13 protein-coding genes and 2 pseudogenes are annotated in these 19,544 nt (G+C 60.4%); 12 read left to right on the top strand and 3 right to left on the bottom strand.

Annotated features, from left to right (window positions below):
* The first annotated feature begins 198 nt into the window (after positions 1–198).
* From urtA to ureC, 11 genes and pseudogenes are all read left to right on the top strand, one after another.
* Positions 199–1,463, top strand: a pseudogene (gene urtA, locus LOY55_RS02875) (urea ABC transporter substrate-binding protein).
* Between the two features lie 127 nt (positions 1,464–1,590).
* Positions 1,591–3,090 carry an urea ABC transporter permease subunit UrtB gene (urtB, locus tag LOY55_RS02870; RefSeq protein WP_223525392.1) on the top strand — a complete coding sequence of 500 codons (1,500 nt, stop codon included), beginning with the start codon at positions 1,591–1,593 and terminating at the stop codon, positions 3,088–3,090.
* Positions 3,090–4,168: pseudogene (urtC, locus tag LOY55_RS02865) on the top strand (urea ABC transporter permease subunit UrtC). Before urtB ends, urtC begins: the two are co-directional and overlap by 1 nt.
* Positions 4,165–5,034, top strand: coding sequence for an urea ABC transporter ATP-binding protein UrtD (gene urtD, locus LOY55_RS02860; protein WP_046033029.1), 870 nt, complete (start codon positions 4,165–4,167; stop codon positions 5,032–5,034). The pseudogene urtC and the gene urtD overlap by 4 nt, the downstream one beginning before the upstream one ends.
* Before the next feature lie 142 nt (positions 5,035–5,176).
* The gene (gene urtE, locus LOY55_RS02855) at positions 5,177–5,875 is read left to right on the top strand and encodes an urea ABC transporter ATP-binding subunit UrtE (protein WP_046033030.1); all 699 of its coding nucleotides are present in this window, start codon (positions 5,177–5,179) and stop codon (positions 5,873–5,875) included.
* Positions 5,876–5,905: 30 nt separating this feature from the next.
* Complete coding sequence (locus LOY55_RS02850; RefSeq protein ID WP_223525394.1) at positions 5,906–6,745, top strand: urease accessory protein UreD; 840 nt, start codon at positions 5,906–5,908, stop codon at positions 6,743–6,745.
* A gap of 142 nt (positions 6,746–6,887) precedes the next feature.
* On the top strand, positions 6,888–7,190 hold the full coding sequence (gene ureA, locus LOY55_RS02845) for an urease subunit gamma (protein WP_007907366.1): 303 nt from the start codon (positions 6,888–6,890) through the stop codon (positions 7,188–7,190).
* A gap of 9 nt (positions 7,191–7,199) precedes the next feature.
* Positions 7,200–7,733, top strand: coding sequence for a GNAT family N-acetyltransferase (locus LOY55_RS02840; protein WP_223525395.1), 534 nt, complete (start codon positions 7,200–7,202; stop codon positions 7,731–7,733).
* Between the two features lie 6 nt (positions 7,734–7,739).
* A complete protein-coding gene (locus LOY55_RS02835) occupies positions 7,740–8,273 on the top strand; it encodes a GNAT family N-acetyltransferase (RefSeq protein ID WP_046033033.1) in 534 nt (177 codons plus the stop codon).
* Positions 8,273–8,581, top strand: a complete 309-nt coding sequence (locus LOY55_RS02830) for an urease subunit beta (protein ID WP_046033034.1) — start codon at positions 8,273–8,275, stop codon at positions 8,579–8,581. The genes LOY55_RS02835 and LOY55_RS02830 overlap by 1 nt, the downstream gene beginning before the upstream one ends.
* Before the next feature lie 169 nt (positions 8,582–8,750).
* The gene (gene ureC / locus LOY55_RS02825; RefSeq protein WP_223525396.1) at positions 8,751–10,451 is read left to right on the top strand and encodes an urease subunit alpha; all 1,701 of its coding nucleotides are present in this window, start codon (positions 8,751–8,753) and stop codon (positions 10,449–10,451) included.
* 83 nt (positions 10,452–10,534) lie between these two features.
* Here the strand turns inward: ureC and LOY55_RS02820 are convergent, their stop codons facing one another.
* On the bottom strand, positions 10,535–16,588 hold the full coding sequence (locus LOY55_RS02820; RefSeq protein ID WP_223525397.1) for an NEL-type E3 ubiquitin ligase domain-containing protein: 6,054 nt from the start codon (positions 16,586–16,588) through the stop codon (positions 10,535–10,537).
* A 244-nt stretch (positions 16,589–16,832) separates the two neighbouring features.
* On the opposite strand from LOY55_RS02820, the gene LOY55_RS02815 reads away from it, so the two are divergent.
* Entirely contained in the window at positions 16,833–17,960 is a 1,128-nt protein-coding gene (locus tag LOY55_RS02815) for a sensor histidine kinase KdpD (protein ID WP_223525398.1), read from the top strand.
* 141 nt (positions 17,961–18,101) lie between these two features.
* Here LOY55_RS02815 and LOY55_RS02810 read toward each other — a convergent pair whose 3' ends face one another.
* Positions 18,102–18,407, bottom strand: coding sequence for a chaperone modulator CbpM (locus tag LOY55_RS02810; protein ID WP_046033039.1), 306 nt, complete (start codon positions 18,405–18,407; stop codon positions 18,102–18,104).
* A gap of 27 nt (positions 18,408–18,434) precedes the next feature.
* Positions 18,435–19,382, bottom strand: coding sequence for a DnaJ C-terminal domain-containing protein (locus LOY55_RS02805; RefSeq protein ID WP_109785533.1), 948 nt, complete (start codon positions 19,380–19,382; stop codon positions 18,435–18,437).
* Positions 19,383–19,544 lie beyond the last annotated feature (162 nt).

Here is a 19,544-nt window from a genome sequence, read left to right as displayed (position 1 = left end):
GGACTACGCCCCAATGTGGCGCACCTCGTCGCACCACCGCCCCGCCCTCGTCCCTTACTGGTGCGCCTCCAACCCGCGCAACCGCTCTAAACCGACATTTCCCTGCCTTTCGCCGACCGGGCACAGCCCTTGCAAAACACCCTTCAGTAGTCCGCATCTGCCCACCAAGAAAATTCATAAGTTCATGGAGATCGCACAATGAAGCGTCGTAGCTTGATCAAGGCTTTCACACTCTCGGCATCCATTGCCGCGATGGGCATGACCTGGACCGTCCAGGCCGCCGAGACCATCAAGGTCGGTATTCTGCATTCGTTGTCCGGCACCATGGCGATCTCTGAAACATCGCTCAAAGACATGGCGTTGATGACCATCGACGAGATCAACGCCAAGGGCGGCGTGAACGGCAAGATGCTGGAGCCCGTGGTCGTGGACCCGGCGTCGAACTGGCCGCTGTTTGCCGAAAAGGGCCGGCAGTTGCTGACTCAAGACAAAGTGGCCGTGGTGTTTGGTTGCTGGACGTCCGTGTCGCGTAAATCGGTATTGCCAGTGTTCGAAGAACTCAACGGCTTGCTGTTCTACCCGGTGCAATACGAAGGCGAAGAGATGTCGCCGAACGTGTTCTACACCGGCGCCGCACCGAACCAGCAGGCGATCCCGCCGTTGAATACCTGATGAGCGAAGAAGGCGGCAGCGCCAAGCGCTACTTCTTGCTGGGCACTGACTACGTCTACCCGCGCACCACCAACAAAATCCTGCGTTCGTTCCTGCACTCCAAAGGTGTGGCCGACAAGGACATCGAAGAGGTCTACACCCCGTTCGGCCACGCCGATTACCAGACCATCGTTGCCAACATCAAAAAATTCTCGGCCGGTGGCAAGACTGCCGTCATCTCGACCGTCAACGGCGACTCCAACGTGCCGTTCTATAAAGAACTGGCCAACCAGGGCCTGAAAGCCACCGACGTGCCGGTCGTGGCGTTCTCGGTGGGAGAAGAAGAACTGCGCGGCATCGACACCAAGCCGTTGGTGGGCAACCTCGCGGCGTGGAACTACTTCGAGTCCGTCGAGAACCCGCAGAACAAGAAATTCGTCGCCGACTGGAAAGCCTACGCCAAGAAACACAACCTGCCGGGCGCGGACAAAGCGGTGACCAACGACCCGATGGAAGCCACCTACGTCGGCATTCATATGTGGGCGCAAGCGGCTGAGAAAGCCAAGTCCACCGACGTCGACAAAGTCCGCGAAGCCTTGGCCGGCCAGACTTTTGCCGCGCCGTCCGGCTACACCCTGACCATGGACAAGACCAATCACCACCTGCACAAGCCGGTGATGATCGGCGAGATCCAGGCCGACGGTCAGTTCAACGTGGTGTGGCAGACCGAAGGGCCGATCCGCGCCCAGCCGTGGAGCCCGTTTATCGATGGCAACGACAAAAAGCCTGACTATGCGATGAAGAGCAACTGATTCCCGGGAATAAGCCCCTAACCCTGTAGGAGCCGAGCTTGCTCGCGATTGCGGTACGTCAGACACACCGCCATCGCGAGCAATCTCGGCTCCTACAGGGTCCATCGTCGCCTTTCAGGACGTAGCTATGTCCCTTTATCGCCTGCTTCTCACCATAACTTTTTTGCTGTTGCCGATGGTTTCCCACGCCAGCGACGCCGAAGACTTCGTCGCCGCCAACCCCGTGCAGCAAGCCAAACTGCTGGAAGCCTGGGCCGCGCAGCCCGATTCGGCCCGTATCGAACTGATCAACGCCCTGCAACAAGGTGAGTTGACCGTCGACGGCCAAGCCAAAACCCTGCGCCTGAATAATCGCCTGCGGGGTCTGATCGACACCGCACTGGCCAGCCACCAATTGCTCGCCGCCGACGCCAAAACCCGTCTGACCGCTGCGCAACAACTGCAGAAAAGTGCCAAACCCGCACAGCTGAAATTCCTCGGTCAGCAACTGGCGGGCGAACAGGACGAAAGCGTCCATGCCGCTCTCAGCCTGGCGCTGGCCAACCTTCAACTGGTCGACACCGACCCGGCTGTACGCCTCGCCGCCATCCGGCTGCTGGGTGAAACCGGCGACCCGTTGGCCCGCACTCGCCTCGAAAGCCTGCTGGAACCGGGTGTCGAAGCCGACGCCACGGTGCGCACCGCCGCCGAAACCAGCCTCGCCCAAGTCAAACGCAAACTGCTGATCGGCGAGATGCTCGGTCAGGCGTTCAGCGGCATGTCCCTCGGTTCGATTTTGCTGCTCGCCGCCCTGGGCCTGGCGATCACCTTCGGCCTGCTCGGCGTGATCAACATGGCGCACGGCGAGATGCTGATGCTCGGCGCGTACTCGACGTACGTCGTGCAGATGCTGTTCCAGCGCTTCGCTCCGCAGGCCATCGAGTTCTACCCGTTGATTGCCTTGCCGGTGGCGTTTTTCGTCACCGCCGCCATCGGCATGGCGCTGGAGCGTACGGTGATTCGTCACCTCTACGGCCGCCCATTGGAAACGCTACTCGCCACGTGGGGCATCAGCCTGATGTTGATTCAACTGGTGCGCCTGGTGTTCGGTGCGCAGAACGTTGAAGTGGCCAACCCGGCGTGGTTGTCGGGCGGGATTCAAGTGCTGCCGAATCTGGTGCTGCCGTACAACCGCATCGTCATCATCGCCTTCGCGCTGTTTGTGGTGGTGCTGACCTGGCTGTTGTTGAACAAGACACGACTGGGCCTGAACGTGCGCGCCGTCACCCAGAATCGCAACATGGCCGCGTGCTGCGGCGTACCCACCGGGCGCGTGGACATGCTCGCCTTCGGCCTCGGCTCGGGCATTGCAGGCCTTGGTGGCGTGGCCCTCAGCCAGATCGGCAACGTCGGCCCGGACCTCGGCCAGAGCTACATCATCGACTCGTTCCTGGTGGTGGTGCTCGGCGGTGTCGGTCAGTTGGCCGGTAGCGTATTGGCCGCGTTCGGCCTGGGGATTGCCAACAAGATTCTCGAACCGCAAATCGGCGCCGTACTCGGCAAAATCCTCATCCTCGCGCTGATCATTTTGTTCATCCAGAAGCGTCCGCAAGGCCTCTTCGCACTGAAAGGACGGGTGATCGACTGATGAACCAGCCCCTGCTCGTTACTGCCACACAAAAAGCCGGCCCCACCGCCACGATTGCCGTCGGTGCGGTCGTCCTCGTTCTGTTGCTGGCATTGCCACTGCTGTCGTTGTTGCCGGCGGACAGTGCATTTCACGTGTCGGCTTACACGCTGACGCTGGTGGGCAAAATCCTCTGCTACGCCATCGTCGCCCTCGCACTCGATCTGGTCTGGGGATACGCCGGACTGCTGTCCCTCGGCCACGGCCTGTTCTTCGCCCTCGGCGGTTACGCGATGGGCATGTACCTGATGCGCCAGGCCTCGGGCGATGGTTTGCCGGCGTTCATGACGTTCCTGTCGTGGACTGAATTGCCGTGGTACTGGACCGGCACCAGCAGCTTCCTCTGGGCGATGTGCCTGGTGGTGTTGGCCCCGGGTTGCTGGCGTTGGTGTTCGGCTTCTTCGCCTTCCGCTCGCGGATCAAGGGCGTGTATTTCTCGATCATGACCCAGGCCCTGACCTTCGCCGGGATGCTGCTGTTCTTCCGCAACGAAACCGGGTTTGGCGGCAACAACGGCTTCACCAATTTCCGCACCATTCTCGGCTTCGGCATTACTGAACCGGGCACCCGCGCCGTGTTGTTTTTCGCCACGGTGGTGTTGCTGGTCGCCAGTTTGTTCATCGGCTGGCGCCTGGCGCAGAGCAAGTTCGGCCGGGTGCTGACGGCGCTGCGCGATGCGGAAAACCGCCTGATGTTCTGCGGCTACGACCCGCGCGGTTTCAAGTTGTTTGTCTGGGTGTTGAGCGCAGTGTTGTGCGGCTTGGCCGGGGCGCTGTACGTGCCGCAGGTCGGGATCATCAACCCGAGTGAAATGTCGCCGACCAACTCCATCGAAGCAGCGGTGTGGGTCGCTTTGGGTGGTCGCGGAACCTTGATCGGCCCGCTGCTGGGCGCCGGCGTGGTCAACGGTATGAAGAGCTGGTTCACCGTGGCGTTCCCGGAATACTGGCTGTTTTTCCTCGGCGCGCTGTTCATCGTCGTGACCTTGTATCTGCCTAAAGGCGTGATCGGTCTGCTGAAGAAAAGGGGCGAACAATGAGAATCACACCGACGGCGGAATTCATGCTCGAACCTGCTTTTTTTCCTGTGGAACCGAATAAGGATGCCGGCACCAGCCGCGATTCCATTGGTCTTGGCCAACGCGTCGGTCCGGGCCTCGATACCCGCCACGGCACGATCCTGACCCTGGAAGACATCAGCGTCAGCTTCGACGGCTTTAAAGCGCTGAACGCGCTGAACCTGTACATCGGCGTCGGCGAACTGCGCTGCATCATCGGCCCCAACGGCGCGGGCAAGACCACGCTGATGGACGTGATCACCGGCAAGACTCGCCCGAGTCATGGCAAGGCCTGGTTTGGTGAAACCCTGGACCTGACGCAGATGAGCGAAGTGCAGATCGCCCAGGCCGGCATCGGGCGCAAGTTTCAGAAGCCAACGGTGTTCGAAGCCTTGAGCGTGTTCGAAAACCTGGAGCTGGCGCAGAAAACCGACAAGTCGGTGTGGGCCAGCCTGCGCGCGCGCCTGAGTGGCGAACAGAAAGATCGCATCACTGACGTGCTGGAAACCATTCGCCTGACGACGTCGGTCAATCGTCCGGCGGGTTTGTTGTCCCATGGTCAGAAGCAGTTTCTGGAAATCGGCATGCTGCTGATGCAAGACCCGCAACTGCTGCTGCTCGACGAACCGGTGGCGGGCATGACCGACGCCGAAACCGAATTCACCGCCGAGTTGTTCAAAAGCCTGGCCGGCAAGCATTCGCTGATGGTGGTGGAGCACGACATGGGTTTCGTCGGCTCGATTGCCGACCACGTCACCGTGTTGCACCAGGGCAGCGTGCTGGCCGAAGGGTCGCTGGAACAGGTGCAGGAGAATGAGCGGGTGATTGAAGTGTATCTCGGTCGCTGAACCTGCAAACACCTTGATCGTTCCCACGCTCCGCGTGGGAATGCCGCCATGGACGCTCCGCGTCCGCCGTTATGTGACGCGGAGCGTCACGGGATGCATTCCCACGCAGAGCGTGGGAACGATCACTGAGGGGAATTTGAGAATGCTGCAAGTCGACAAGCTGCACCAGTATTACGGCGGTAGTCACATCCTGCGGGGCCTGACGTTTGAGGTGAAGGTCGGCGAAGTCACCTGCCTGCTCGGCCGCAACGGGGTGGGCAAGACCACGCTGCTCAAGTGCCTGATGGGTCTGCTGCCAGCCAAGGAAGGTGCGGTGAATTGGGAAGGCAAACCGATCACCTCCTTCAAGCCGCACCAACGCGTGCATGCCGGCATCGCCTACGTGCCGCAGGGCCGTGAAATCTTCGGCCGGCTGACCGTGGAAGAAAACCTGTTGATGGGGCTGTCGCGTTTTCCCGGCAGCGAAGCCAAGGAAGTCCCGGCGTTCATCTACGAGCTGTTCCCGGTGCTGCTGCAAATGAAACAGCGGCGCGGCGGCGACTTGTCCGGCGGGCAACAGCAGCAGCTGGCTATCGGCAGGGCCTTGGCCAGCCGCCCACGGTTGCTGATTCTCGACGAGCCCACCGAAGGCATCCAGCCGTCGGTGATCAAGGAGATTGGCGCGGTGATCAAGAAACTCGCGGCCCGCGGCGACATGGCGATTTTGCTGGTGGAGCAGTTTTACGATTTCGCCGCTGAACTGGCCGATCAATATTTGGTGATGTCCCGGGGCGAGATCGTGCAGCAAGGTCGCGGCGAAAATATGGAAGCCGAGGGTGTACGCGGTCTGGTTACAATCTAATCTGTAGCGTCCTAACGATAATTAGAAATCATGAATTCACCTCTTCCCACTGCCCTGTTTACCCCGAGCTGGCACGCCGAACTGGAGTTGGGTTACGCCCGATTCGGTGACAGCACGCGCCCGGTCCAGCGCCGCCACAAAGGCCCGCTGCGGGTGCAAAAGCACCTGTATGCCGAAGGTCCCGAGGTGTGCCAGCACATTATCGTTCATCCGCCGGGCGGGATTGCCGGCGGTGATCGGCTGGACATTTCGGCCAGTGTCGGCACCGATGCCTGGGCGCAAATCACCAGCCCCGGCGCGGCCAAGTGGTATCGCGCGGCGGGGCCCGCCTATCAGACGCTCGACTTGAAGGTAGGCGCTGGCGCGACACTGGAATGGTTGCCGCAAGAGACGATTATCTTCAGCGATGCACAGGCCGAACTCAGCACCTCGATTGACCTGCAAGGCGACGCCCGGTTGTTCTACTGGGACGTGGTGGCGCTGGGCCGTCCGGCCAGCGGCGAGCGTTTTGACCTTGGGCATTTCCAGGCACAGCTGGACATCCGTCGCGACGGTCAGTTGCTCTGGCACGAACGCCAGCGCATTGTCGGCAATGACGGCTTGCTGGATTCACCGATCGGGCTGGACGGGCAACCGGTGTTTGCGACGTTGCTGGTGACGGGGGAGATCGACAGTGAGCTGCTGGAAACCTGTCGCTCGCTGCCCAATGCCGTGCGCGGGGATTTGACCCAGTTGCCAGGGCTGTTGGTGGCTCGGTGCCTGGCCAGTGAAGCGCTGTTGGCGCGCGGTTGGTTGATCGAATTATGGCGACTGCTCCGGCCTGCCTTGCTTGGCCGGGAAGCGGTCCCACCGAGAATATGGAGCACCTGAAACACAATCCCCCTGTAGGAGCATGGCTTGCCCGCGATGAACGATAACGCGGTGCATCTGATACACCGCAGCGTATCAATCGCGGGCAAGCCTTGCTCCTACAGGTTGAGTGACCTTTTAACTGCCGATATGGATTCCAACGATGGACCTGACCCCACGCGAAAAAGACAAGCTGCTGATCTTCACCGCCGGCCTCGTGGCCGAGCGGCGTTTGGCGCGCGGCGTGAAACTCAATTACCCGGAAGCCATGGCCTACATCTCCGCGGCCCTGCTCGAAGGCGCCCGTGACGGCCAGACCGTGGCCGAGCTGATGCACTTCGGCACCACGCTGCTCAGCCGCGAACAAGTCATGGAAGGCATCCCGGAAATGATTCCGGAAATCCAGGTGGAAGCGACGTTCCCCGACGGCACCAAACTGGTCACCGTCCACCAACCCATCGCCTGAGGAGCCGCCATGACTTACCACATCCGCGATGCGGTGCACGCCGACCTGCCGGCGATCCGCGACATCTACAACGATGCCGTGCTCAACACCACGGCGATCTGGAACGAACAAGCCGTCGACCTGGGCAACCGTCAGACCTGGTTCAGCGCCCGGCAAGTCCAGAATTACCCGATCCTGGTGGTCGTCGACGCTGAAAACAACGTGCTCGGCTACGCTTCCTTTGGTGACTGGCGGCCATTCGACGGCTTCCGCCACACCGTCGAGCACTCGGTTTATGTACGCAGCGACCAGCGCGGTAACGGCCTCGGTCCGCAATTGATGAGCGTACTGATCGAGCGCGCCAAGGGCTGCGACAAACACGTGATGGTCGCGGCCATCGAAAGCGGTAACGCGGCGTCCATTCGCCTGCACGAACGCGCCGGTTTCATCACCACCGGGCAGATGCCGCAAGTTGGCACCAAGTTCGGTCGCTGGCTGGACCTGACCTTCATGCAACTGACCCTCAACCCTGGCGCGGAGCCGCCTGTCGCCAGCAAGGAGTAACGCCCGATGAACGCCGCCCAACTGCGACGCGTCAATGTTGAAAGCTTTGCGCACTACCGCCAGGGTTTGATTGATCTGCTGCTCGACGCCGTCGGTTATGGCGCCAGCGTCGGCTTCATGGCGAATCTGGATGCCACCCAGGCACGCGCCTATTTCGATGACGTTCAGGAGAACCTGAACAAGGGCAACGTGCTGCTGTGGGTGGTGGTCAAGGACGAACAAGTGCAGGCCAGCGTGCAGCTGACCTTGTGTCAGAAAGCCAATGGCCTGAACCGCGCCGAAGTGCAAAAACTGCTGGTGCGTGAGCACGCGCGCCGTCGCGGCTTGGGTCAGCAATTGATGAGCGCGCTAGAGGCGGCGGCCTTGCAGCACAAGCGCGGCATGCTTTACCTCGACACCGAAGCGGGGTCGCCGGCGGAAGATTTCTACAAGGCGCTGGGTTACACCCGGGCGGGGGAAATCCCCGACTACGCCTGCGATCCGAGCGGGCGCTACAAACCCACCGCCCTCTACTACAAGATTCTCCAAGGAGCCCATTGATGATCCCCGGTGAATACCAGATCCAGTCCGGCGACATCGAACTCAACGCGGGTCGTCGCACCGTCAGTTTGAAAGTGGCTAACAGCGGTGACCGGCCGATCCAGGTCGGCTCGCATTACCATTTTTTCGAAACCAACGACGCCCTGACCTTTGATCGCGCCGCCAGTCGCGGCATGCGCCTGAACATCCCGGCCGGCACCGCCGTGCGCTTCGAACCGGGGCAGAGTCGCGACGTCGAACTGGTCGACCTGGCCGGGCATCGCCGGGTGTTCGGGTTTGCCGGGCGGATCATGGGTGATCTCGACTGACATTTGCAGTGCTTTCAAAAGATCGCAGCCTCGCTTCGCTCGACAGCTCCTACAGGGACCGCGTGCGCACAGGCTGCGTGAACACCTGTAGGAGCTGTCGAGCGCAGCGAGGCTGCGATAGCGAGCTATGCGAGCGGTCTCAAAAACAATTGAATCCCAAGGCAAGCCCATGAAAATTTCTAAACAGGCCTACGCCGACATGTTCGGCCCCACCGTTGGCGACAAGGTCCGCCTGGCCGATACCGAACTGTGGATCGAGGTCGAAATAGACTTCACCACCTACGGCGAAGAAGTGAAGTTCGGTGGCGGCAAAGTCATCCGTGACGGTCAGGGCCAGAGCCAACTGCTGGCCGCGGACGTCGTCGACACCGTGATCACCAACGCACTAATCATCGACCACTGGGGCATCGTCAAAGCCGACGTCGGCCTCAAGGACGGCCGCGTCGCGGGCATCGGCAAGGCCGGCAACCCGGACGTGCAACCCAACGTCACCATCGCCATCGGCGCCGGCACCGAAGTCATCGCCGGTGAAGGCATGATCCTCACCGCTGGCGGCATCGACACGCACATCCACTTCATCTGCCCGCAGCAAATCGAAGAAGCCCTGATGAGCGGCGTCACCACCATGATCGGCGGCGGCACCGGCCCGGCAACGGGCACCAACGCGACAACCTGCACCTCCGGGCCGTGGCACCTGGCGCGCATGCTTCAGGCCGCCGACGCGTTCCCGATGAACATCGGCCTCACCGGCAAGGGCAACGCCAGCCTGCCGGAGCCCTTGATCGAGCAGGTCAAGGCCGGCGCCATCGGCCTCAAGCTGCACGAAGACTGGGGCACGACCCCGGCGAGCATCGACAACTGCCTGAGCGTTGCCGACCAATACGACGTCCAGGTGGCGATCCACACCGACACGCTCAACGAATCCGGCTTCGTCGAGACCACCCTCGCCGCGTTCAAGGGCCGCACCATCCACACCTATCACACCGAAGGCGCGGGTGGCGGACATGCCCCGGACATCATCAAGGCCTGCGGCTTTGCCAACGTGCTGCCGAGTTCGACCAACCCGACCCGGCCGTTCACCCGCAACACCATCGACGAACACCTCGACATGCTGATGGTCTGCCACCACCTGGACCCGAGCATTGCCGAAGACGTGGCCTTCGCCGAAAGCCGCATCCGTCGCGAAACGATTGCCGCCGAAGACATCCTCCACGACCTCGGTGCGTTCTCGATGATCAGCTCCGACAGCCAGGCCATGGGCCGCGTTGGCGAAGTCATCACGCGCACCTGGCAGACCGCCGACAAGATGAAAAAGCAACGTGGCCCGTTGCCCGGTGATGGCGAGGGCAACGACAACTTCCGCGCCAAACGCTACATCGCCAAGTACACCATCAACCCGGCGATCACCCATGGCATCAGCCATGAAGTGGGCTCGGTCGAAGTGGGTAAATGGGCCGACCTGGTGCTGTGGCGCCCGGCGTTTTTCGGGGTCAAGCCGACGCTGATCCTCAAGGGCGGCGCCATCGCGGCCAGCCTGATGGGCGATGCCAATGCCTCGATCCCGACACCGCAACCGGTGCACTACCGTCCAATGTTCGCCAGTTATGGCGGCTCGCTGCACGCCACCAGCCTGACCTTCATCAGCCAGGCTGCTTCGGACGCCGGGTTGCCCGAAGCCTTGGGCCTGAAGAAGAAAATAGCCGTGGTCAAAGGCTGTCGCGAGGTGCAGAAAACCGACCTGATCCACAACGACTATCTGCCGAACATTGATGTCGATCCGCAGACGTATCAGGTCAAGGCCGACGGCGTTTTGCTGTGGTGCGAACCCGCCGATGTGCTGCCGATGGCCCAGCGGTATTTCCTGTTCTGATGAGTTGAGCCGCACAAAAAAGGCCTGGATGCTCGCGCAGATCCAGGCCTTTCTTTTTATGGTTTGTCAGACATTACTGTCCGTCAGTACGGGTGTTTGGCCAACGCCTCACGAGTGAATTGCTCGATCAGTGCAGCCTCTTCAATTTGCAGTTGAGCACCCAGGTCTTCGGACTGCGTCTTGTATTGCGCCTCGGACAGCAGGCCCTTCTGCTGGCTTTCACGCAGACTGGCCAGGCGGTCCTGATAGGGTTCACGCTGCGCTTCGAATTGCGGCCGGTAGGTGTTGGTCACGTAGTCTTTCCAGAAATCTTTCGCCACCAGTGACTGGAATTCCGCGGCAGAGTCATTGAGTTTGACGACGCTATCGTAGGCCTTGTTCAGCATTGTTGGCGTGACGTTACCCAAGCCAATGAACCTGACTTGGCGAGGTTGCCCTGGCAGATCGAGCCGGTCCTTGAGACCAAACCGGTAGGCCAGTTTTATTTCGACATCTTCCAGCCGGTCGATCAGATCGGTTTTTTGCGCCGCCGACAGATCCCTCCTGGCATTGATCGCAGCGACTCGTTTGTTGATATCGGCCAGGGCGATTTTTTCGACCTCGTCCAGGCGGAACAAGCCTCTGGACAGTTTCAGCAGGGCCGCGCCCTGCTCGGCGTCCAGTGCCAGCGTGCGGGCCCGGTAGACCAGCGCCATGATCTCCAGATTACTGAATGACAATGCCGCACGATCACAACAGGCCGGTCTTCCTGCCCACTCGAACATCTCCCCTCGCAGGGCTTCGGACTCGGGGCTGCCTTCGGTGATGGTGTCGATGACGTCCCAGACGCGACGTTGCAGGTCGGCGTGACCGGCACCGGCAGCTTCGAGGTCGTTGAGCACCTGGAAAAAGCCATTGGCCCCCTCTTGCGCGGACAGGGCCTGCCACTGTGATTGCCGGGACACAGCCTGGTCAGGGGGCAGGTCCGTGACCCAGCGCTGCACGCCCGATTGTCGTTGGGCGATTCCGAGCCTGACCCGTTCAGTAGGCATGGCCGGGGCTTGATACTCGAAGAAACCCGGCCGCCTGAGCCCCCACACATCCGGACGCTCTTGCTCAAGGCGACTCCAGTAAGCGCTCAGCTGTTGTTGCGCGGCCTCGGACAACGGGTTGCCGCTGATAATCGTGAAATTGTTGCGGCGGGCCACATGCTCCAGACGTTCGGCGGAAGGCGTGATAACGGATTCCGGAAACGTTGTGATCTGGTTACTACGCAAATCGATGACGTCCAGCAGAGGTTGCGCATCCAGCCCTTGTGGCCAGGTATCAATGCCGATGGTGTTCAATTGGAGCGAGCGCATATCTGCAATCTGAGAGAAGTCCGGCGTCATACCCAGCGGGTTCTGAGACAGGTTCATCGCCCGCAGCGTCGTGCGTCGTGCCAGTATCCCGGCCGTTTCAGCCGTCAGGCGAATGCGGTTGCGTTGCAGAAACAGACGCGTCAGGCCGTTCATTTCGTCCAGCGCTGGCGGTATGGCGGTCAGTTGGTTGTTCGACATATCCAGCCAGCGCACGCCCCTGAAATGCGCAAGAAATCCCTCTGGCGAAACACTCAGCCCCATGCCGCTGAGCTTGAGCGAACCCACATGGCTGAAGTCGGCTTCCAGATCCGGCACGCTGTCGAGTGTCTGGCCACTTAAATCGAGCTCAAACCCGATCGGGCTGCCGTCGACGGCATTTCTTTGCGGAGCTTGGCGTCGCCAGCATTCGCGGATGCGGTCAGCGGCGGTGTATCGCTCTCCCCGCTCCGATACCCCCTCCGAAATCTGGCCCGCCCGAACGTAGCGTTGACGCGCGCCGCCTCCCGAAAAAGCCCACGCCGACAATTGCCGATTCAGCGACTCATACTCGCGCTCAAGGCGTTCAAGCTCCACTTCGACCCCGCTCCCATGGGTTTGCAGGAATTCGGCCACTTCAAACTCGTCGAAGGCCGGGTAGAGGTAGCGAACCCGGGTGCTCAACGTGTCCTGCCCCTTGAACGCCCCCGGCAGACTTCCTTCCAGCAGGTCGGGCCTGATCGCTTGCAGTCGCTCTCGGTAATCCATCAGCCGCTGCCTGCCCTGACGGGTAAACGGATTACCCTCCAGAAGCGTGACCCGATTGACCCTGGCGTTCGATTCGAGCTGATCGGCCTCCGTAGAGAGTAATGCCTGAGGCACTTCGGTCAGCGCGTTATCGCGCAAGTCCAGCAATTGCAGATCAGGAAGACGGTCGGTGCCGAGTGGCCACTCGTCTATGCCCGTGCCGCTGAGGTTGATTTTTTTCAGTCGAGTCATCGCGCTGAAGTCCGGCGTGATCCCCAACGGAGTATTCAGCAAGTTGAGTTCCTCAAGGGCACTCAACTTTTCGAGCAGTGCGCCATTGTGAGCGTTAAACCCGATACGACTGCCCCGCAGGCTCAGGCAAGTCAGGGTCTGCATATCGGCGAATGCCTCAGGCACCTGACTCAGCCGGGACATCCCCTCCAGGCTGAGCGTTTTTAACCCGGTGAAACACTTGAGGAAGGCATTGAGATTGCGTACGCCCGACCACGTCAGCGCCAATGTCTGGACATGACTGAACTGTGCACTGAGCACTGGCAGCTCAACGGGCGAATCTATGCTCAGCTCCGAGCCGCTCTGCCGGCGCCAGCAGCGCTTGAGGGTGTCGGCTATCTGACGTTCGCGCGCGCCCGGAATTTGCCCCGCGACAACCTGGCTGCTTTCGGCGGTGACGCGGCCTTGCACCCAGGAATTCAACTCGTTTTTGAGCGTCGTGTACTCGGCTTCGGTGCGGGTCAATCCGCCGCGTACATCGTCACCCAATGAACGCAGGAACACTTCAACCTCGGCTTCGCTGAAGTCGGGATACAGCTTGAGTACCCGTGCGCGCGGCGTTCGGAAAAAATTCGCTACCTGTTGGCCCGCGGGCAGTGAAGGGCCAACACCACCGAGCAGTTTCATGCCTGGCTCGAGGCTGGGCTTGAGCACTCGATGCCGCTGCAGTACGGCCCGGAACACCCCTCGCGACAGCGGCCGCTGTTGCACCGTTTGCTTCATTCGCTCGGCCTCTTCGAGTGTGAAGCCCATCGCCTGGCGCTCCCCGGACGACAGCGCTTGCAGGACGGATGTATAGAGACTGGAGGACGATGCCCCGGTGAACCCCGAGTTTTCATCCACCACCAGCACCGCACGCGCCGGGGTCTGCGACGGGCCGATCGCCTCCAGCAATTTGCCTTGCGGCCCGTATTCGCGCAGTTCCAGGCGCACATCCTTCGGCCAGCCAGGCAACGTTTCAAGACTGCGCAGGGCCAGGCGTTCGCTGTCGATACCCGATGAGTTCTCCAGATAGAGCCCTTCGTAGGCGTGGGTCAGCCGTCGTTCCTGGCGGGCCCATTCGGCCTGCTCGTAAACGCGCTGGGGCAATGGCCCGGGTTTACCCAGTGCCAACCGTTCCGATTGTGTCGCGCCTGCCAGAATTTGCTCCACCACCACGCTGGGCAGCGAAGGGGAAAATACCTTGATTCGGCCTACGGCACCGTCGGTACCGCCGTCCTGTTCCCGGTACAAGGATTCGAACAACGAGCGCTGTTTGATCGTTACGGTTCGAGCGATTTCCTTGCGCAACTCGCTGGCGCGTTGCTCCAGCGTCATGTCCGATGTACCCGGCACATTGTCGAGAGAGAACGGGGGGGCCTGGTAAATGTCCAGCAGTGACTTGAGCATCGTGCCGTTTGCGCCGTCCTGTTCACTCATGACGAACGCCACCCTGGAAGACTGATTGCCGACGGCTTCGGGATCTTTCCAGATGAGCTTCGCCTTGCTGTCCAGAACATTGATCGCCGGATTGGCCGGCAACAGTTCCTGGCTGCGCATGACCCTGAACTGCATGGACACATCAGCCCTGGCGTAGACCTGCGGGTCCGGGCTGCTGATCTGTGCCTTGAAGGTTTCGAGGTTCCGGTTGAGTCGAAACCGGGTCAGGGTGTCGGTCAACTGCGCCGCGGGGGGCTGTTGGTCAACATGCAGCTGCCGCAACTGGTCGGGTTCCATGCCGCTGGCAATTCGTACCTGTTCCAGCTCGGCATCGGTGAACGCATCGGTGCGATAGCCCAACCTGCGCATCAGGATCGGCCCGTCCCAACTCAAGGGTTCTTCACCCTCGTGGCTCCAGGCACCCGCACCGTTGTGCTCCAGTTTCGGTGCATAAGCCTCTGGACGGGTCGGATGCTGGATACGGTGCTCCCCGCTGGCCGGGTCTTGTCTGACGACATAATCATTGTTGTCCAGCGTCAGGATGTCCTGACCGTTGAAACGGTGCAGCCCCAGCTCATTGGGCGGTGAGTCCGCCGGCAGCCGGACCGCGCTTTTGTACGGTTCGATATCCGGTTTCCACAGGCGCTGCTTGCCTGTCGGTAGCGTGACGGGTTTCAAGGCCTCGATCACCGGTTCGGGTTTGACAGCCCTCAGCCCGGCGACGCCCTTGCCCACGCCATGCATGACGGCAATCAGTGCCAGGTTTTCCGCAACATCGACCAGGTGCGACAGGGCCGCCCTTCGATCCCCCTCGCTCCATTCGATCGCGCCTTCGAATGCCTCGCTCAAAAGCTGACCGGCCATGACACCGATCATGATTTCACCCAGCACCGGCACGAACATCGAGACACCATTGAGCACCAGCATCCCGACACTCATTAACACGGCGATTTTCTGCGCGCGAACCTTCGCATCCACATCCGCCGTGGGCACCGCATGGGCCCGGGCATCCTTGATGATCTTATCGAGGCTCTTCTCAAACAGATGCGCCCACAGGTCGGGGTTCGGCGCCCAAAGCCCATGGTCGCTGAAGCTTGAGGTGCTCACGTACGGATCGTCGACCGGCTCCAGTTTTGGCGGCTGTTCGGGTGGCAGTTCCTGGGGCGTAATCAACGCCGAAAACGGGTTGAGGGCTTCAAATACTTTCGCCCCGGGGGAACGCAATGTGGCAAACGGGTCCGAAGGCGAGTCCGCCGCGGCACGGGTGAACTGGCTGAAATAATAGGGACGATCGGCATAGGCCACAAACTGACTGAAAAAGCGTTGGTACGCCGTCGGGCGGCCATCTGCGGGTTTCGCAGCCTCCCTGGCGGTGAACTGGCGCTTGAGCTCCTCGTCCATCGCCTGCCCCCTGTAGCGTTTGAACGGGTGCTGCGGATCATTGGGAACATAAAGAATGATCTCGTCGGAGTAACGATACTTTTCGCCAATAAGAAACAGCACACAGCCCGTCATTCTTTTTTTCATCAGACCCAGGTCACGAAACCAGACCGGCTTGCCATCGACCTTGGGATTCATCTCCCCGCCGATCACCGACAGAATCATCGCGTAGTCGTTCGGCTCGATGTCTTTTTGCAACAAGGCCTGCTCGGCCGCCGCGCGCATTGCAGCTTTTTGACTGACTACAAACCGGTGACGCAGCATGGCCACCGCAACCGGATTCGCCGGTCGCAAAAAGTCCTTGAGGTAAACCTGATACTGCGCACCGATGTCCAGCTCTCGGCACAGCTTCAAAAATTTCACCACGGTCAACGCCGTGGTCACTTTGCTAAATTGACCCGGCGCCGATTCAACAACGAAGCCCGACGAGGAATGAAAGTGGCCGATCGCGCACTCGTCCTCCTCGAAGTTGTGCAATGCGGCTTGCAGCAGCGGCAGTTTCAACACTTCGAAGGTACTGACCTCGACTTCAAAAACCCCCAACGCCAGAGGCTTTTTAAGCTGCACAAATGTCTTGTTGACGTCCAGGTCCACGGCGAATCGATCCCTGAGTGCCTTGACCAGCAAGGGCGCTGCAAAAACATCGATGTCCTGCAGGCGCGCCATGGTTTTATCCAGCAGGGTCTGGGACGCCAGGCTGGCCTCATAGCTTTTGTTTATAGACTGGCGCTGCGCCGCAGATGCCGTCAGATACCAGTCGGAAAGCCTGAACGGCGCCTGTTTGATGGCCTCTCGCCGTTCGGGCAAGGCATCCACCAGCCAGGCCGGGATGGACCCGGCAATGAATTCGGCGTGAACACCGGGTTGATCGGCGGCGGTCAATGGCGCTGCCGTTTCTTGGGGAGACGCGTTTGGGTTTCGCAAGGTACATATCCTTATGTACGACTTATTTGGACCCTCAGCTTATTCACCCCCGGCTAAAACAAAAACTCAGTAAAACTGCTGAAAAATCGCAATAAAACCGCAAACAGCATTCAACTTAAGAACCTGAAAAATAATTAAATACCACCCGCCCCCACGCAACACCTGATCCGGATTCCCGGCGGTAGTGTTTACCCCACCGCTAAAGAGGCTAAGATCCCCTGACATTCCTGGCAGGACACTGGACATGCGCCTCCCCGAATTCATCAGGCAAAACGTGGACCGCATCGTCGATGAATGGGAGCAGTTCGCCAGCACGATTACCCCGGCTGCCGACCACATGGACAGCATCACCCTGCGCGATCACGCCAAAGCGATTCTGCTGGCGGCCGCTCGGGACATGACCACGACGCAAACCGCCACCGAACAGGTCGCGAAGGCGAAGGGTGAAGGCGCGGAAAAAACCCCGAGTCTCGATGAGGCCGGCGCCAGCCATGGCGAGCTGCGCCATACCGTAGGGTTTGATCTGGTGCAGATGACCAGTGAGTTTCGCCATTTGCGCGCCTGTGTGATTCGGTTGTGGGTCAACAGCCTGGATTCGCCGGACCTGGCCTACTTCCAGGACATGATCCGCTTCAATGAAGCCATCGACGAAGCGCTTGCCGAGTCGACTGCAGCCTATGCCGAACAGGTCAATCACTCGCGCGATCTTTTTCTGGCGATACTCGGCCATGACCTGCGCGCCCCCTTGCAAGCCGTGACCATGTCCACCGAGTTACTGCTGCGCAAAACCAGGCTGGAGGGCGACGCATTGGCCTGCGCGATCAATATCAAGCGCGGTGCACGGCACATGGCGGTGATGGTCAGCGATTTACTGGAACTGGTTCGAAGTCGCCTGGGTAAAAGCCTGCCGATTGAACCCAAGCCGATGAACCTGGCCGATGCCGTGCAGGAAGCCATCACTCAGGCGTGCGTCGGGAACCCTGAATGTGATCCGACCTTAAGGGTCGAGGGCGATACGCAAGGCGTTTGGGATGGCGCAAGGCTTGATCAGCTATTACAGAACCTGATTGGCAATGCGTTGCAGCACGGGGCGAATAAACGGGATGTGACCGTCGTCCTCAGTGGCGAGCCCGATGCGGTTCGCCTGACGGTGCATAACTTTGGCGTGCCTATTCCCGAAGAGGCGATCGGCACAATCTTCGATCCACTGGTGCGCAGCGCCGATGAAGAACTCGGCCAGCCGTCGACCAGCCTGGGATTGGGTTTGTTTATCGTCAAGGAGGTAGTTGACGCGCACGGCGGGATGATCGAGGTCAGCTCGAATGAGACGGATGGGACGCTGTTTACGGTGATGTTGCCTCGTAGGCGGTAGATCTGGAAACCGCGTTATCGTTCTTCGCGAGCAAGCCCGCTCCCACATTCGACCGAGTTCTTCCAGTTGGAATGCAGTCGAATGTGGGAGCGGGCTTGCTCGCGAAGAGGCCTTGCCAGGCAACACAAAAACCTCAGAAAACTACTCGACCACCAACCGTCCCAACCGCTGCTTGAGCATGCGATTCTCGGCCCGCAGTTGCTGGACTTCTTCCAGCAGGTCCAGCGCCAAAGCGACGCCTTCCCATTCCAGTTCCAGGTCGCGCCGCAGCTTGGCGGCGCGCTTGGCCAGGGCCAGTTCGTAATCGTTGAAACGCCAATCCTTGGGCTGCTGGCCCTGAGGTTCGAGGATGCCGTGTTCGACGATTTCGATCACGTAGACGTCCGACAGGTCGGTCGCCTCACAGAATTCTGCCAGGTCCAGTTGAACGATCAGGGGACTGCTCATCGTCAGTAACTCCTTGGTGCCAAGCGATCAAAAATGTTCTCTGGGATCAAATGCCGCTTTTTTTGCCAGTTCCTGCCACAGAGCCTTGACGTCATCGTCCGATTTCTTCGGCATGACCGCCTTCAGTTGAACAAACAGATAACCGCGCTCACCGGCCTTGTTTAGCAAACCATGGCCCTTGGCGCGCATGCGCTGGCCGTTCTGGCTGCCTGCCGGCACCTTGAGGTTGATCTTGCCGGTCAAGGTCGGTACGGCGACTTCGGCGCCCAGCGCCAACTCCCACGGTGCCAGTGGCAAGGTGATGATCAGGTTCTCGCCTTCGACATCGAATTTAGGGTGCGGCGCAAAGCGGATGGTCAGGTACAGGTCGCCATTGGCACCGCCACCTACGCCCGGCGCCCCTTGGCCCTTGAGGCGGATGCGCTCGCCGTCGGTCACGCCGGCGGGGATCTTCACGTTCAGGCTTTTGCTGGTATTGCTGACGTGCTGGCCGGCAGCGTTGTACTGCGGCACCTGGAAGGTGACCTTCTTCGATTCGTTCGAGAGGGTTTCTTCCAGAAATACCCCGAGTTCCATTTCCACGTCTTGCCCTCGACGTCCGGTACTGCGACGCGACTGTCCACCACCAAAACCAGGGCCACGGTTGCCGAAGATCGAACTGAAAAAGTCCGAAAAATCGCCCGAGTCCTGACCACCACCGAAACCGCCTGCGCCACGCCCTTGCCACCCTGGCGGGCCCTGGAACGGCTGGCCGTGCTGGCCGTACTTGCGCAAGTCGTCATATTCGGCGCGTTTGTCGGCGCTTTTCAGTGCTTCATAGGCTTCCGAGGCGTCCTTGAACTTGGACTCGGCGTCCTTTTCCTTGCTGACATCAGGGTGGTATTTGCGCGCCAGCTTGCGATAGGCGGCCTTGATTGCCTTATCGTCAGCCGTCGGCTCCACACCGAGAATCTTGTAATAGTCTTTGAAGTCCATCGCGGGAATCACCATCCGTTATCAAAGTCGCGCCACCCGCCACAGCATGCGCTTGTTCGCAGCATTGAGGTTGACCGATCTCAAGGTTGTGACCGGGCGTCGCATCAGAAGTTTATCGGCAGCGGGCGGGGCTTCTTGCGACGGCCCCGCGGCTGTCCGGTT

The organism is Pseudomonas sp. B21-040, assembly GCF_024748695.1.
Taxonomy (GTDB): Bacteria; Pseudomonadota; Gammaproteobacteria; order Pseudomonadales; family Pseudomonadaceae; genus Aquipseudomonas.
Note: the sequence above shows the minus strand (reverse complement) of the source record. Positions and strands in the feature narration are given on the sequence as shown.

Bases quoted from the DNA above. Each gene is read 5' to 3' on its own strand.
- urtB (WP_223525392.1), top strand. From the start codon at position 1,591: ATGTCCCTTTATCGCCTGCTTCTCACCATAACTTTTTTGCTGTTGCCG.
- urtD (WP_046033029.1), top strand. From the start codon at position 4,165: ATGAGAATCACACCGACGGCGGAATTCATGCTCGAACCTGCTTTTTTT.
- urtE (WP_046033030.1), top strand. From the start codon at position 5,177: ATGCTGCAAGTCGACAAGCTGCACCAGTATTACGGCGGTAGTCACATC.
- LOY55_RS02850 (WP_223525394.1), top strand. From the start codon at position 5,906: ATGAATTCACCTCTTCCCACTGCCCTGTTTACCCCGAGCTGGCACGCC.
- ureA (WP_007907366.1), top strand. From the start codon at position 6,888: ATGGACCTGACCCCACGCGAAAAAGACAAGCTGCTGATCTTCACCGCC.
- LOY55_RS02840 (WP_223525395.1), top strand. From the start codon at position 7,200: ATGACTTACCACATCCGCGATGCGGTGCACGCCGACCTGCCGGCGATC.
- LOY55_RS02835 (WP_046033033.1), top strand. From the start codon at position 7,740: ATGAACGCCGCCCAACTGCGACGCGTCAATGTTGAAAGCTTTGCGCAC.
- LOY55_RS02830 (WP_046033034.1), top strand. From the start codon at position 8,273: ATGATCCCCGGTGAATACCAGATCCAGTCCGGCGACATCGAACTCAAC.
- ureC (WP_223525396.1), top strand. From the start codon at position 8,751: ATGAAAATTTCTAAACAGGCCTACGCCGACATGTTCGGCCCCACCGTT.
- LOY55_RS02815 (WP_223525398.1), top strand. From the start codon at position 16,833: ATGCGCCTCCCCGAATTCATCAGGCAAAACGTGGACCGCATCGTCGAT.
- LOY55_RS02810 (WP_046033039.1), bottom strand. From the start codon at position 18,407: ATGAGCAGTCCCCTGATCGTTCAACTGGACCTGGCAGAATTCTGTGAG.
- LOY55_RS02805 (WP_109785533.1), bottom strand. From the start codon at position 19,382: ATGGACTTCAAAGACTATTACAAGATTCTCGGTGTGGAGCCGACGGCT.